Raw genomic sequence first — 13,304 nt, 5'->3', positions numbered from 1 at the left:
CAGTGCTGACTCAGTACATCCAACAACAAGCTGAGATTGAGTGATTGCTCCCTCCGGTCGCCCGCCGCTATGCCTACAGCACGCTACGCGAACACCACCCCCTAACCGCTTCGCGGTATAGGCGGAGTACTGCGACGGATCTTGGTAGACCTTTTGCCCCATCCCCAGCTGTACCTGCACTTGACTGCGTGGGATCCCACTGCTGATCAATTGACCGGTACAATCTCAATTCGCCAGGAATACCGCCACACCTTGTGCTGGCGGATGAAAGAAGGCGATGTGATGACAAAGTGACCCCTTGTCCGAAATATGTCCAACGCTGGCATAGCAGGTGCCTCGGCTCCAAAGCCTAGACCCCCAAAACTTGCGCCCCTTTAGGGGTCTCGGTTGTTGGCGGTGACCCGCAGCCGTTCCGCTAAGTTTTGCAGTTGTCGGTCAAATTGCAGACTTTCCCGCTGTAACTGACTGACCTTTTCGCAGCTATAGAGAACTGTGGTGTGATCTTTCCCCCCAAAGTAATCGCCGATTTTGGGCAGGCTGAGGTTGGTATGGTGGCGCATCAAAAACATCGCCACTTGCCGCGCCTGGCTGATGTCCCGCTTGCGGGAGGAGCCGAGAAGACTGTCGCGGTCGATGCCGAATTCTTCACAAACCACGCTAATGACAATATCGGCGGTGATCTCTTTCGGTTCGGTGGGGGGGTTGAGGATGGGCTGAATGGTCTCTACACTCATCGGCAGGCCGGAGATGGAGACATAGGCCACTGCTCGAATCAAAGCCCCTTCTAACTCGCGGATGTTGTTGGTATAGGTGGTGGCAATGTACTCGATTACCCCGGCAGGTAGATTCATCCCCTCGTATTCGGCTTTTTTCTTAAGAATGGCCATGCGGGTTTCGATATCGGGCGATTGAATCTCGGCGATCAAGCCCATGGAAAAGCGGGAACAGAGCCGTTCCTGGAGGCGGGGGATCAGATGAGGGGAGCGATCAGCAGCCAGGATAATTTGTTTGCCGGATTCATGCAGAGTATTAAAGGTGTGAAAAAACTCTTCTTGGGTGTATTCTTTACCTTCGATGAACTGGATGTCATCTACTAGCAAAACATCAACATCCCGGTAATGCTCCCGAAACGATTGCATACCATCGCGGCGAATGGCATCGATCAAATCATTGGTGAAGCGCTCGGTCGACACATAAAAAATCTTGGCGCGACGATCCGCCTCCAGCTGGTAGTGACCAATCGCCTGCATCAGGTGGGTTTTCCCCAGCCCAACCCCACCACAGAGAAAAAGAGGGTTGTAGGCGCGACCGGGTTTATCGGCCACCGCTAGGGCCGCAGCATGAGCCATGCGGTTGTTGGCGCCGACCACAAAGCGGGAGAAGGAATACTTGGGGTTGAGATCCGGCGCTCGCATCGGCAGGCCGCCATTCACCTCCAGTCCTAGGGTGGCGGAAGCAGGCAAACTGCTGCTGCTGCGGGATGTTGAGGAAATGGCAGTTGAGTGGGCTTCTTCTTCAGCGAGGGCGTGGGGAGAAACGGAAAACTCCACCTGCAAAGGGATCCCCGCTACCCGCTGTACAACTTCGGTGATGGTGGGGGCATAGTGTTTCTGCAGCCAGCCCCGCGCCCACTCGCTCGGGGTACAGATGGTAAGGCGATTATCCACCAACGATTCGGCTCGAGCCGTCTTAATCCAAGCCTCGAAGGTTGGACGGCTCAGTTGCACCTGTAGGTGCCCCAAAGCCTCATCCCAGAGTTGATCCAGGGAGATATCCACGCAACACACCCAACGCGATAAGTCAATGACCGAGCGGATCCTCTGCCGGGATCCCTCGGCAGGGACTCAGGATACCCCAATTTAGCTGCTTCGGGCAGGGTGGCCAATCTAGCAAATTCCAAGTAAGTTTGCTACAATCTTAAACCCGTGACTAGCTGGAAGTGAACTGAACTTGGGTCTTGCGCAGGTGAGCCTTCGTCTCGTCACCAGCATTAAACGGATTCAACATTTAGATTCAACGATTCAACATTTACTGACCTCACGGGTTCCTCACCATGACCAAGCGTACCCTTCGCGGCACCAATCGCAGACGGATCCGAGTCTCTGGGTTCCGGGCCAGAATGCAAACTGCAACCGGGCGTCAAGTTTTGCGACGGCGGCGAGCCAAAGGGCGGCATCGTCTGGCAGTTTCCTGAGGCTTGGATATCAGGATCCGCGCTGGCTCAGCTCATGCTTCTTTTGATTCTTTAACATAGATTCAATTTCCAGATGGGATCCCTCTCCAATGTTGCCTGCTCATCATCGATTGCGGGAGCGGCGGGCTTTTCAGGCGTTGTATCGGGCAAGCCAGCGTCGCTCCAGTGCGGGTTTGACCTTACTGTTTCACCCGATGCCCCCGGAGCTGGAAGGGATCCCCAGCCAAGTGGGGTTGGTGATCAGCAGAAAAGTGAGCAAATCGTCGGTACGGCGAAATCGGTTGCGGCGCCAGTTACGGGAAATCCTCCGGTCTCTTTGTCCAAACCTGAAACCCGGATACCGACTGCTGTTGATCCCCAAAGCTGGTGTATTGAACTGGAGCTGGGGGCAGTTACAGGTGGAAGTGCAGCGGCTGTTGCAAAAGGCGGATTTGCTAGAGGTGCAGTCTAGGGATCCCGATTAATCCTTCCCTCAGTGGTGAAGAGTGGGTTGGGTATGCAGGTTGGCTACGCAAGTTCCGCTACCCATGCTAGCCTGTTGCCATCATCTGGTGGTGGCCACACTAGATGTACAGTGTCATGTACGTCAAGCAGATTGAGTTGACCCGATTTAAGTCTTTTGGTAGCACGACCTCGATGCCGTTGTTGCCGGGTTTCACGGTCATTTCTGGCCCAAATGGCTCTGGCAAGTCCAATATTCTCGATGCGATTTTGTTTGCGCTGGGGTTGTCTTCCTCGCGGGGGATGCGGGCGGAAAAGCTGCTGGATTTGGTGCATTCCGGCAGTCTCCATAGTCATCGCCGGGTGGAGACCCATGTTTCGGTGACCTTTGATCTGGGGCAGGGATCCGGACATGTGGGTACCCATGGAGCTGGCAATGGAGCGGCCCCCCCAAGGGAATGGAAGGTGAGCCGCCGCCTGCGGGTCAGCCCTGGACGGGGAGAGGATCCCGATTCGCCCGCCTATACCAGCACTTTTTATATCAACGATGTCCCCTGCACCCTGAGTGAGCTGCACGAACAATTGGAGGCGATGCACATTTACCCGAACGGTTACAACGTCGTTTTACAAGGGGATGTGACCAGCATTATTTCCATGAACGCCAAAGAGCGGCGGCAGATCATCGACGAATTGGCGGGGGTAGCCACCTTTGATCGCAAAATTGCCCAGGCCAACAACAAGCTAGAAGCAGTTCGAGAGCAAATTGAGCGCTTTCGGCTAATCGAACAGGAGCTGCAAGCCCAGGGGGAGCGGCTCCTCAAAGAAAGTGAAAAGGCCCAACAATACCAGCAATTGCGGCTGCACCTGGAAACCCTAGAACAGCAACAACAGGTGCTCCTTTGGCAACATTTACAAACCCAAGTGGAGCAAACCCAAGGCTCGATTCAACAATTGATCCAGGTGCAAGAGAAGGCCACTGCTGAATTGGTGCAATGGCATGAGCAGTTGCAACAGACAGAAGCCACCCTAACCGACCTGCAAAGCCGCATCCACGCCCTCGGGGAAGAAGAATACCTGCAGCGGCAAGCCCAGATCGCCACCGCCGAGGCCCAGCTCCAACAGACCAGCCAACAGATCGAAACTTGGCAGCAGGAGATTGCCCAAGGCCAGCACCTGCGCCAACAGTGGCAAGAGCAACTGCACCGTTTGGACTCAGAGCTACAACAGCTCCAAACCGAGCAAGCCCAACTGACCCAAGCTCACAGATGCCTGCAAGAACAACAGCAAAAAGCCCAAACCACCCTGGAGCAAAGCCGGGAACAGCTGCGGGCTCTGGCCCAATCTTCGGATGCTTGGGTGAAGCAACAGCGCTATTTAACCCGCCACATTGAGGAGATCCGCGCCGAACAGGAGCCCCTACAGCAGGAGCACATTCGTCTACAAGAACGACAACGACAACTGGAACGGCAAAGCCAAGACACCCAAATGGAAATTGCCCAGATCGAGGATTGGCTGGGATCCCATCTTGCGCTCACCGCGGATTTGGAACAGTCCTGTCGGCAAGCAGAAACCCAAGTGCAAACCCTGGCCCAAGAATTATCGCAACTGCAATCTAGTTTGGAGTTGGATCGGGCCACCCACGAACGCCTCACCGCCGAGCTGCATAGCAAACAACGGCAACTGGATAAATTGGAAACCCGCCGCCAAGTGCTGCAAGAATCCCAGGGATCCCGTGCCACCCAAGCGGTGTTGAGTGCCCGTCTGCCGGGAGTGTTGGGGTTGGTGGCCCAACTGGGACAGGTAGATCCGCAGTATCAACTGGCGTTGGAGATCGCTGCGGGTAGTCGGTTGCAGTTTGTGGTGGTAGAAGATGATACCGTTGCCGTCAGTGCCGTGAACTTTTTGAAGCGGGAAAAAGTGGGACGAGCCACCTTTCTGCCTTTGAATAAGCTCCAAACTACCCGCCCCCCCGCCCCCCTCAAGCTGAACGGCCTGGTCGACTATGCCATTCGCTTGGTTCGTTTTGAAGATCGCTATCGGGATGTGTTTGGTTTTGTCCTCGGTTCCACCCTGGTTTTTGAAAGTCTGGAATTGGCCCAACCCCACATCGGCAAGCACCGCATCGTCACTTTGGAAGGGGAGCTTCTGGAAACCTCCGGGGCGATTACGGGTGGTATCAGCCAGCAGCGGCAAGGGATCCATTTTTCCGCCAGTGAACACTCGGAAGTGGATGAATTGCGGGCCCGCCTAGATGACCTTGAAGACCTGCTCAAAGCCCTCATCCCACGGTTGCAAGCTGGCCAAGCCCGCGAGAAACACCTCACCCAAGCCCTGCTGCTCGCCCGCCAAGATACCCTGCAAGCCCAGCAATACCTGGAACGCCACCAATCCGATTGCCAAAATCAGCAGGCCCGCCTGCAACAATTGCAGGGATCCCTGGCACAACTGCATACCGAAAATCAACACATTCAAGCCCGCCTTGAGCAAATCCAACTCTATTGGGTGCCTCTGGAGCAACGCCTGGCGGATCTCACCCTTAAACTCAGCCAACTAGAGGGATCCCCGGTAAACCAACATTGGCAACAGATTCAGCAAACGGTGCAGCAGCAGGAAAGTCACCTAGCAGAACTGCAGCACCAGCTCACCCAACTGGAGCGGCAACGGCAGGAAAACGCCACCCAGCAACACCTGAATCGGGCCAAAGTGCAGCAACATCAGGAACGCATCCAAGAGAGTGAACAGCGCCAGGCCCATCTGCAGGAGCAGATTGCCCAAGCCCAAGCCACCCTTCGCCAAACCCAGGATCACCTGGCTGAACAGCGGCAACACCTGAGCGAGATCGATGCCCGCCTAGCCCACCTACGCCAAGAACGGGATCAACAGGAATTCCAGGTGCGAGCCCAACAACAGCAAATCCAACGCCTCGATTGGGAGCGCTACAACGCCCTCACCCAACAACAGGAAAAAGAAGCCCTGCTGGCCCAACTACAAACGCAACGGCAAGCGGCTGCCCAAGACTTGCCGGATCCGCTTCCCGAGCTACCTGCCTCCCTAACCCTAGAGGAGCTGCAACGACAAAAGCGCAAAACGGAAGATAAACTGCGTTCTCTTGAGCCGGTGAATATGTTGGCGATCACCGAATATGAAGAGACCCAAGTTCGCCTCACGGATCTCAGTGCCAAATTGGAAACCCTGAATCAAGAACGCACGGAATTGTTGCTGCGCATCGAAAACTTTTCCACCCTGCGTCGCCAAGCTTTTTTGGATGCTTTTCATGCCGTCGATAGCCATTTTCAGACCATTTTTGCCCAACTGTCTGATGGCGATGGTCATTTGGAATTGGAAAACCCAGAGGATCCGTTGTCCGGCGGCCTGACCCTGGTGGCTCACCCCAAAGGTAAGCCGGTGCGTCGTCTCAGCTCTATGTCAGGGGGAGAAAAATCCTTGACAGCCCTGAGCTTTATTTTTGCGCTACAACGGTTCCGGCCCTCCAGTTTTTATGCCTTTGATGAGGTAGACATGTTTTTGGATGGGGCCAATGTGGAGAAACTGGCCAACATGATTTGGCAACAATCTCGCCAAGCGCAGTTTTTGGTGGTGAGTTTGCGCCGCCCCATGATCGAAAAGGCAGAACGCACGATTGGGGTAACCCAAGCTCGGGGGGCTTATACGCAGGTGATTGGTTTGACCAACCCCACCCCTCACGTTGGCTGATCCACAATCCGCCGGGATCCCGTACTCTAGGCTACCGATTTTCGGATCCCATCTTGACTAGCGTGAGAAGGGTTTCTCTGCGATTTAGACTGGCGATGCTGGTGACTCAACCACCCCAACCTCTGACCCCCAGAAGTGGCGATATTCCGGGAGAGGGTGTTGTCTTTCTTTGAATCCGCCAGTATGGCGACCCGACACATTTTGCGAGCTTTTGCCTTGGCTTTGCAGTTGCCGGTAGATTATTTTGCCAGTCGTCATGATCGGCAGCATTTTATTTTGCGCATGTTGCACTACCCGCCTTTGCCAGAACACCTACAAGCGGGGCAAACCCGTGCCGCCGCCCACACCGATTACAGTAGTATTACCCTGCTGTCTCAAGACTCCGTGGGTGGTTTAGAGGTTCGCAACCAACAGGGAGAATAGCTCGTCTGCGTCAGGAGTAGTGTTTTGAAAACCCTCAGCAGCAGATGTTGGCGGTGGTCATCAGTAGGCGTATCAAACTAGGCAGAGGCTAGGGACAGTTGGCTGGCTTTGTAGGCCGCCCAACCGCCAAAGTGGGAAATATCCGGCCATTGATGTTTTTCCACCAAAGATTTGGGGTAGATCATGGCGATGGCGAGGCTGCCGTCTTCAAGACTGACTTGGCCAGGGTACAGATGAGGTGGCTCAGAAGCCAGCAGAGCCTCATATTGCTCGGAGGTCATTTCATATAGTTCTCCCGCCAAGGCTACACCCTCCGATTCCACCTCATACACGCCAGGGTGCCATCCGCATTCCACCGCATGCATCCGATAGTGAGGCTGGGTGCGCACAGGCCCAATAAAGCGGGCATTTTGCACGTTGGCATGATCCGGCTGGCCCGTGAGAGCAGAACCACAGATAAAAATGCGTTGCATTGTGAACTCCTCAAGACAAAAACAAGAATGTGAACTGAGCCAGGTGCACCCGCTCTCTCCTGACTCACGCGGATTGGCCTTGACGCATCTGCTGAACTTCCCGAATTACCCTGGCTTTGCTGGCGACCAGATGTTCACTCATAAACTGGGTGGCCAGAATCGGATCCCGTCGGGCAATGGCCTCGTAGATCCGGCGATGCTCCACCCGCACCTCCAGAACGCCCGGATTGTGGTGGGTGGTTTGCAGACGTAAGAGCACCATCTTGTCAAACACCTGATCCAGCAGAGAGACCAGCCAGCGGTTGCCAGAACTCTCCGCCAATAGGTGATGAAAGCGGTAGTCCACATCCAAGAGTGCCTGCGGATCCTGTTCGGCCAGGGGTATACTCGTCAGCTGCTCCGCCTGTTGCACCAGATCCCGCATTCTTTCCAGGTGGCTGGCACTGGCCTGTTGGCAGGATCCCATGACGGAGAGGTGCTCTAGAGCCAGTCGGCAATCGTACAGCTGAGCAGCATCTTGTTCTGAAAAGACAGGCACATGCAAGCCACCACTGGGGCCAAGGATGAGCAACTCCTCCCGTTGCAGTTGCCGTAGGGCTTCTCGAATGGGCGTACGGCTCACCTGCAGTTGCTCGGCCAGAACCGTCTCTACCAAGCGCTCACCTGGTGCTAGACGACCGGAAAGAACCGCTTCCCGTAGTGCCTGATAGGTTTGCTCGTACAAAGACTCTTTGCGAGGCAGAGAACGCAATGCAGCAGTCAAGGGAACCCCTCACAAAACAAAACGGAGGTTAGTTACCAGCTTATCACCAATAAGCATACGGTATACACTAAAAGCAGCCGATGGGATCCCTTGCCTCGGCCTGTCCTTAGTCGGTTTTTTCATGATGCCCACGTTAGAAACTTCCACTGCCCCGGAGATGGCGCAGGCAGAGCAGTTGTTTGAGAGCCTTTGCCGGCACACGACAGATGTTCCGGGTATTACCCGTGATACCTATGGTGCGGGGGAAAACGTCGCCCATCACTTGATGGCCCAAACCGCCCGTGACTTGGGCTTAGAGGTGGCGACCGATGCGGCGGGTAATCTCTACATGACCTTGCTTGGACGGGATCCCTCAGCTCCCCAGATCCTGATCGGATCCCATCTGGACTCGGTGCCTCACGGGGGAAATTACGATGGAGCTGCCGGTGTGGTGGCGGGTTTGATGGTACTGGCCCGCTTAAAACGCTTGGGTCGGATCCCGGCCCGCAGTGTCACGGTGATGGGGTGTCGGGCGGAAGAGGTGTGCTGGTTCCCGGCTCCTTACATTGGCAGTCGGGCTGCTTTTGGCTTGCTCCCTCCAGATTTGCTAGATAACTTAAAGCGTGCGGATACGGGCTTGAGCCTAGCAGAGCACATGCGGATGTCCGGTTTTCAGCCAGAGCGCCTACGCCAGGGGGAAGCCTATCTGCGTCCCCAGCACATCCACTGTTATTTGGAACTGCACATTGAACAGGGGCCAGCACTGGTGGATGCCAGGATCCCGGTGGGGATCGTAACGGGGATCCGGGGCAGTTTGCGCTACCGTCACTGTCGGATTCAGGGCCGCTATGCCCATGCGGGGGCGGTGCCTCGTCATCTGCGTCAGGATGCGGTCTTGGCGGGAGTAGAGTTTGTCCATGCGCTAGAACAACACTGGTTACAGCGGGAAGCGGATGGGATTGATTTTGTGGCCACAGTCGGAGAATTTAGCACCAATCCCGAGCACCATACCCTGACGAAAGTACCCGGTGAAGTTCAGTTCACGATGGATATTCGCAGCGAAGATAACTCAGCTCTGTTGGCAACTGACGTTTACTTGAGAGGAGTTGCCGCCGACATTGGCCAGCGCCGCGGGGTCACAATCGACCTAGGGGAATTGACCAACGCCCTGCCCGGTTTGATGGATGTCAACCTGCGCCAAAAATTGAAAACCTTGGCCCAACAACAAGGGATCCCGACGATGGCGATGGCCAGCGGGGCAGGGCATGATTGTGCAGTGTTTGCCAACCAAGGGATCCCGACGGCCATGGTGTTTGTGCGCAATGAGAATGGCAGTCACAATGCCGATGAAGCGATGGATATGATGGATTTTGCCTTGGGCTGGCAGTTGTTGGCCGCCTTGGTGGATGAGCTGAGTTAGCGGGCAGGATAAACAGGGTAAAAAATGAAAGAAAAAGCCATACCCAAGCCAAGAGTAGGGATCCCTTGTGAGCTGGATATGGCTCTATTTAATTTAATTCTTCATTCAATGTCTTGACTTTTAGTTGCTGATTTTGGGATGAGATTAGCTTGCCTGAGCAACAGTGTGGGGGCTTTTGAACGTTTCGCTGGCTTCCGGTTTCTGACAGGCTTGCATGGTTTTTACATGCTCCATTTCATCGTCCCGGATAGCCACAAAAACATCATACAGAGTATTCATTTGGGGGCGACGCTCCGCAGGTACGTGAGCGGTCTGAAACTCATCGAACATGTAGAGATCACCATCCCGGTAGTAGCGAATAGCCACGTCGGTTGCCGGTTGGGCTTTTAGCTCAGCTTCGTGGCTATTGAGAAAAGCATCGTAGCTCTTGTAGGCGTGTTGTTCCACCAACTCCATAAAGTGATAGGCAGCACGAGGATGAACCAAGTAAATGAAGGTGATAATCCAGTAGTAAACTAAGGCAGCATGACGGGAGAGAAAACGGTCAAACCAAGCTTTGTCGCCTCCCAATTCTTCCATGATCAACAGGTGATGGAGTTCATTCCAAGACTCGGCAAAGTGTACCTTGAGCCAGTCTGCTTTGCGCCACCAGCCCAGCGTTTCGTAGAGGTGTAAGACCGAAAGATAGGAGAAATAAGGAACCCGAGCCACTGTCTCTAGCACATAGAACCTGGGATAGGGGCGATTACGATAGAGAACGTTAATCACGAAGGCAAGAATGGCAACCAGCAAACGAATCATGGGAAAATCTCCTGTGACAGTCTGTAGTGAGACCTGCACCAGAATCTAAGACCTAGTCCTGAAAAATGCCTAATGACTCGTGGACTGTTCTGAGGCTGAAGTTTAGATCTGGGTCAATCTCTTAAGTGTTCACTAAAGTCCAATCTAGCTTGCCTTACAGAGGCTGTGCTTCGAATTAAATGGGTCACTGTGAACACTATTTCTGAAAAGGAGGTATCATCAGACTTTGCTGGATCCTAAGGATTCTCTTAAGAGTGATTCAAAGACCGAGAATACAAACTCTTGTAAAGATGTGATTACTAATTTTAAGATATTTAATTGAGAAGAAATGATGCTGGAACCCAGTCTAGACAGTCCATTGGGCCTATTTCGATCCCGTTTAGTTCTGGCAGGAAAGCGGGAGATTTGTCCTACAGCTAGAATACAAAAGTCATTCGAATTAAGCAACATCCGAGTTGTAAAATAAAGGGTGAATTGACCTTGGTTCACTCTACAGCCTTGACGGATAAGACCAAATAAAGCTGCGACAGCGAGAGTTCTCCAGTCTGGAACGGTTTGAGTCGATACTGAGCCACATCGAGCGCATTGAACCTCAGATTCAAGTCTGGGTCGGTTTAGCCTTGGAAACTCAGGTTTTGAGCTGCTGGGGAGAAGTAGACTGGCCTTATGAACGCCAATTCACCTGCTATGACAGCCTTAACGCTTGATTTAACCCCATTGATGACCCTGACGCGGGAGGATTTCATCCGGCTCTGTGCTGCTAATCCTGAGCTGAAGCTGGAACGCACTGCCCAAGGAGAGTTGATCATTATGGCCCCAACCGGAGGTGAGACGGGTCACTGGAATGCCGAGATCACCACAGACCTAACCCTTTGGAATCGGCAGGTGGGTAAGGGCAAGAGTTTTGATTCTTCGACAGGATTTTCTTTACCTTCGGGCAGCGATCGTTCTCCGGATTTGGCCTGGATCCCGATTGAAAAATGGGAGGCTTTGGATCCGGAAGTGCGACAGGGATTTTTGCCCTTGTGTCCAGATTTTGTGGTGGAGATTCTCTCCCCGACGGACTCTTGGGGTCAGACCCAGGCCAAGATGCAGGAGTACATGGACAATGGTTGCCGATTGGGATGGTTGTTGGATCCCAAGACTCGGCGGGTGATGATCTATCGAGAAGGCCAAGCTCCGCAACTGCTTGAGGATCCGGAAATGCTATCGGGGGAGGCGGTTTTGCCGGGATTCACCTTGCCGATTAGAAAGATTTGGTCTGCTTGACATTCTTGATATTTTGGTTTTTCACAGATTTCACGATTTCTTCTAGAAAAGATACCGAGGGGTACACTAAAAGTAACCGGAGTTAAACTGCCATGACAGCCTTAACGCTTGATTTAACCCCATTGATGACCCTGACGCGGGAGGATTTCATCCGGCTCTGTGCCGCTAATCCTGAGCTGAAGCTGGAACGCACTGCCCGAGGAGAATTGATCATCATGGCCCCAACCGGAGGTGAAACTGGCAACCTCAATTTTGAAATAGGTGGTGAAGTTTTTGTATGGAATCGGCAGGTGGGCAAGGGCAAGAGTTTTGATTCTTCGACAGGATTTTCTTTGCCTTCGGGCAGCGATCGTTCTCCGGATTTGGCCTGGATTCCGATTGAAAAGTGGGAGGCTTTGGATCCGGAAGTGCGACAGGGATTTTTGCCCTTGTGTCCAGATTTTGTGGTGGAGATTCTCTCCCCGACGGACTCTTGGGGTCAGACCCAGGCCAAGATGCAGGAGTACATGGACAATGGCTGCCGATTGGGATGGTTGTTGGATCCCAAGACTCGGCGGGTGATGATCTATCGAGAAGGCCAAGCTCCGCAACTGCTTGAGGATCCGGAAACGCTATCGGGGGAGGCGGTTTTGCCGGGGTTCACCTTGCCGATTAGAAAGATTTGGTCTGCTTGAAGGTTGGGGTGCCATGGAACCGGCTCCATCGGGTCTATGATGTGGGGGTTTTCTGAATCCCGTTCCCTGAGTTAATCTCACCATGTCTGAGTTTTATCCCCGTGACCTGGTTGGTTATGGCCGTACTCCGCCTCACCCCTACTGACCCCATCAGGCGCGGGTTGCTGTGCAATTTGTGGTCAACTACGAAGAGGGGGGAGAAAACTGCATCTTGCACGGGGATCCTGCTTCCGAGGCATTTTTATCGGAAATAGTGGGGGCGGTGCCGTTGCCGGGGGTGCGCCACATGAATATGGAATCGCTGTACGAGTATGGCAGCCGGGCTGGGTTTTGGCGGCTGCATCGGTTGTTTACTCAGCGTGGGATCCCGGTGACGGTGTTTGGGGTGGCGATGGCTTTGGCTCGTAACCCTGAAGCAGTGGCAGCCATGCAAGAGGCCGATTGGGAAATTGCCAGCCACGGTTATCGTCAGTTCTATGCCCATTTGCGGGATACGTTTGACATGCTCTACCAAGAGCGGAAAACCGCACCGAAAATGATGAGTGTAGGCTTGCACTGTCGGTTGGTGGGGCGTCCCGGTCGGGCTTTGGCCCTGGCTAAGTTTTTGGATTATGTCCAGGCCCATGAGCAGGTTTGGCTCTGTCGGCGAATCGATATTGCCCACCACTGGCGGAAGATCTCTGAACAGGGATCCCGCTCAGTACACTAGAGGGAGCGACCTCCTTTTTTGGCTTAGATCACCTTGAGTTCCACTGCAGTGCTGAGGCATAGGAGGGCATGGGTTATGAGCCATTTTCAGATCAAGATCCTTGTTTTGTTTTAATGATTCGCTCCCGTTCCGCAGAACCCATTTTGCGGTGACCGTGCTGTATTCGGTGCTCAATTTTTTCCATCTGTTGGCGGATCTGATGGTGCAGCCGATCGTTTGGTTTCAGATTGCCTTGATGCTGATGTTGTTTGGGTTTGGACTGGGTCTAAACTGGGTGGGTTTTCAATGGATCAGAGAAAAGCTGGGATCCCATCCTAAGAGCTGATTTATAAAGAGGGAATTAAGCTGCCAGTCGTTTCACCATTAACCGCAGCAATGAACCGTAAATCATCGCCTCGCTCACCTCTGTATACAACTCGTAGTCCTTACTCAGTCGTCGAAACC

General features: G+C 53.7%; 12 protein-coding genes and 2 pseudogenes. 9 read left to right on the top strand and 5 right to left on the bottom strand.

What is annotated here, in order from left to right:
- Positions 1 to 374 precede the first annotated feature (374 nt).
- Complete coding sequence (gene dnaA, locus JX360_RS16135; RefSeq protein ID WP_244352985.1) at positions 375 to 1,778, bottom strand: chromosomal replication initiator protein DnaA; 1,404 nt, start codon at positions 1,776 to 1,778, stop codon at positions 375 to 377.
- Between the two features lie 275 nt (positions 1,779 to 2,053).
- On the opposite strand from dnaA, the gene rpmH reads away from it, so the two are divergent.
- From rpmH to JX360_RS16115, 4 genes are all read left to right on the top strand, one after another.
- Entirely contained in the window at positions 2,054 to 2,194 is a 141-nt protein-coding gene (gene rpmH, locus JX360_RS16130) for a 50S ribosomal protein L34 (protein ID WP_244352983.1), read from the top strand.
- Between the two features lie 89 nt (positions 2,195 to 2,283).
- Positions 2,284 to 2,658, top strand: coding sequence for a ribonuclease P protein component (gene rnpA, locus JX360_RS16125; protein ID WP_244352974.1), 375 nt, complete (start codon positions 2,284 to 2,286; stop codon positions 2,656 to 2,658).
- Between the two features lie 115 nt (positions 2,659 to 2,773).
- Positions 2,774 to 6,349 (top strand): chromosome segregation protein SMC, encoded by a 3,576-nt coding sequence (gene smc / locus JX360_RS16120; RefSeq protein ID WP_482147547.1) that lies wholly within the window; start codon positions 2,774 to 2,776, stop codon positions 6,347 to 6,349.
- Between the two features lie 159 nt (positions 6,350 to 6,508).
- Positions 6,509 to 6,772 carry a 2OG-Fe(II) oxygenase family protein gene (locus JX360_RS16115; RefSeq protein ID WP_244352964.1) on the top strand — a complete coding sequence of 88 codons (264 nt, stop codon included), beginning with the start codon at positions 6,509 to 6,511 and terminating at the stop codon, positions 6,770 to 6,772.
- Between the two features lie 77 nt (positions 6,773 to 6,849).
- Here the strand turns inward: JX360_RS16115 and JX360_RS16110 are convergent, their stop codons facing one another.
- Both JX360_RS16110 and JX360_RS16105 read right to left on the bottom strand, forming a co-directional pair.
- Positions 6,850 to 7,245 (bottom strand): allophanate hydrolase-related protein, encoded by a 396-nt coding sequence (locus JX360_RS16110; RefSeq protein ID WP_244352962.1) that lies wholly within the window; start codon positions 7,243 to 7,245, stop codon positions 6,850 to 6,852.
- A 64-nt stretch (positions 7,246 to 7,309) separates the two neighbouring features.
- Positions 7,310 to 8,008 carry a GntR family transcriptional regulator gene (locus JX360_RS16105; RefSeq protein ID WP_244352960.1) on the bottom strand — a complete coding sequence of 233 codons (699 nt, stop codon included), beginning with the start codon at positions 8,006 to 8,008 and terminating at the stop codon, positions 7,310 to 7,312.
- A 121-nt stretch (positions 8,009 to 8,129) separates the two neighbouring features.
- Here JX360_RS16105 and JX360_RS16100 point away from each other — a divergent pair, with 121 nt between their 5' ends.
- Positions 8,130 to 9,407, top strand: a complete 1,278-nt coding sequence (locus tag JX360_RS16100; RefSeq protein ID WP_244352958.1) for a Zn-dependent hydrolase — start codon at positions 8,130 to 8,132, stop codon at positions 9,405 to 9,407.
- Positions 9,408 to 9,551: 144 nt separating this feature from the next.
- Here the strand turns inward: JX360_RS16100 and JX360_RS16095 are convergent, their stop codons facing one another.
- Positions 9,552 to 10,208, bottom strand: coding sequence for an alternative oxidase (locus JX360_RS16095; RefSeq protein WP_244352956.1), 657 nt, complete (start codon positions 10,206 to 10,208; stop codon positions 9,552 to 9,554).
- A 687-nt stretch (positions 10,209 to 10,895) separates the two neighbouring features.
- On the opposite strand from JX360_RS16095, the gene JX360_RS16090 reads away from it, so the two are divergent.
- The 4 genes and pseudogenes from JX360_RS16090 to JX360_RS16075 all read left to right on the top strand — a co-directional run bounded on the left by JX360_RS16090 (position 10,896) and on the right by JX360_RS16075 (position 13,185).
- Positions 10,896 to 11,477, top strand: coding sequence for a Uma2 family endonuclease (locus JX360_RS16090; protein WP_244352987.1), 582 nt, complete (start codon positions 10,896 to 10,898; stop codon positions 11,475 to 11,477).
- Positions 11,478 to 11,569: 92 nt separating this feature from the next.
- Complete coding sequence (locus JX360_RS16085) at positions 11,570 to 12,151, top strand: Uma2 family endonuclease (protein WP_244352954.1); 582 nt, start codon at positions 11,570 to 11,572, stop codon at positions 12,149 to 12,151.
- 82 nt (positions 12,152 to 12,233) lie between these two features.
- Positions 12,234 to 12,860 (top strand): annotated as a pseudogene (locus JX360_RS16080) (polysaccharide deacetylase family protein).
- A gap of 154 nt (positions 12,861 to 13,014) precedes the next feature.
- Entirely contained in the window at positions 13,015 to 13,185 is a 171-nt protein-coding gene (locus tag JX360_RS16075; RefSeq protein ID WP_244352950.1) for a hypothetical protein, read from the top strand.
- A 15-nt stretch (positions 13,186 to 13,200) separates the two neighbouring features.
- Here JX360_RS16075 and JX360_RS16070 read toward each other — a convergent pair.
- Positions 13,201 to 13,304 (bottom strand): annotated as a pseudogene (locus JX360_RS16070) (IS5/IS1182 family transposase); the annotation flags it as partial.

Origin of the sequence: Thermostichus vulcanus str. 'Rupite' (assembly GCF_022848905.1) — a bacterium.
Taxonomy (GTDB): domain Bacteria; phylum Cyanobacteriota; class Cyanobacteriia; order Thermostichales; family Thermostichaceae; genus Thermostichus; species Thermostichus vulcanus_A.
This window is presented reverse-complemented; position numbering and strand designations above follow the sequence as displayed.

Coding starts and splice junctions, on each gene's coding strand:
- rpmH (WP_244352983.1), top strand. CDS start 2,054: ATGACCAAGCGTACCCTTCGCGGCACCAATCGCAGACGGATCCGAGTC.
- rnpA (WP_244352974.1), top strand. CDS start 2,284: ATGTTGCCTGCTCATCATCGATTGCGGGAGCGGCGGGCTTTTCAGGCG.
- smc (WP_482147547.1), top strand. CDS start 2,774: ATGTACGTCAAGCAGATTGAGTTGACCCGATTTAAGTCTTTTGGTAGC.
- JX360_RS16110 (WP_244352962.1), bottom strand. CDS start 7,245: ATGCAACGCATTTTTATCTGTGGTTCTGCTCTCACGGGCCAGCCGGAT.
- JX360_RS16100 (WP_244352958.1), top strand. CDS start 8,130: ATGATGCCCACGTTAGAAACTTCCACTGCCCCGGAGATGGCGCAGGCA.
- JX360_RS16095 (WP_244352956.1), bottom strand. CDS start 10,208: ATGATTCGTTTGCTGGTTGCCATTCTTGCCTTCGTGATTAACGTTCTC.
- JX360_RS16090 (WP_244352987.1), top strand. CDS start 10,896: ATGACAGCCTTAACGCTTGATTTAACCCCATTGATGACCCTGACGCGG.
- JX360_RS16085 (WP_244352954.1), top strand. CDS start 11,570: ATGACAGCCTTAACGCTTGATTTAACCCCATTGATGACCCTGACGCGG.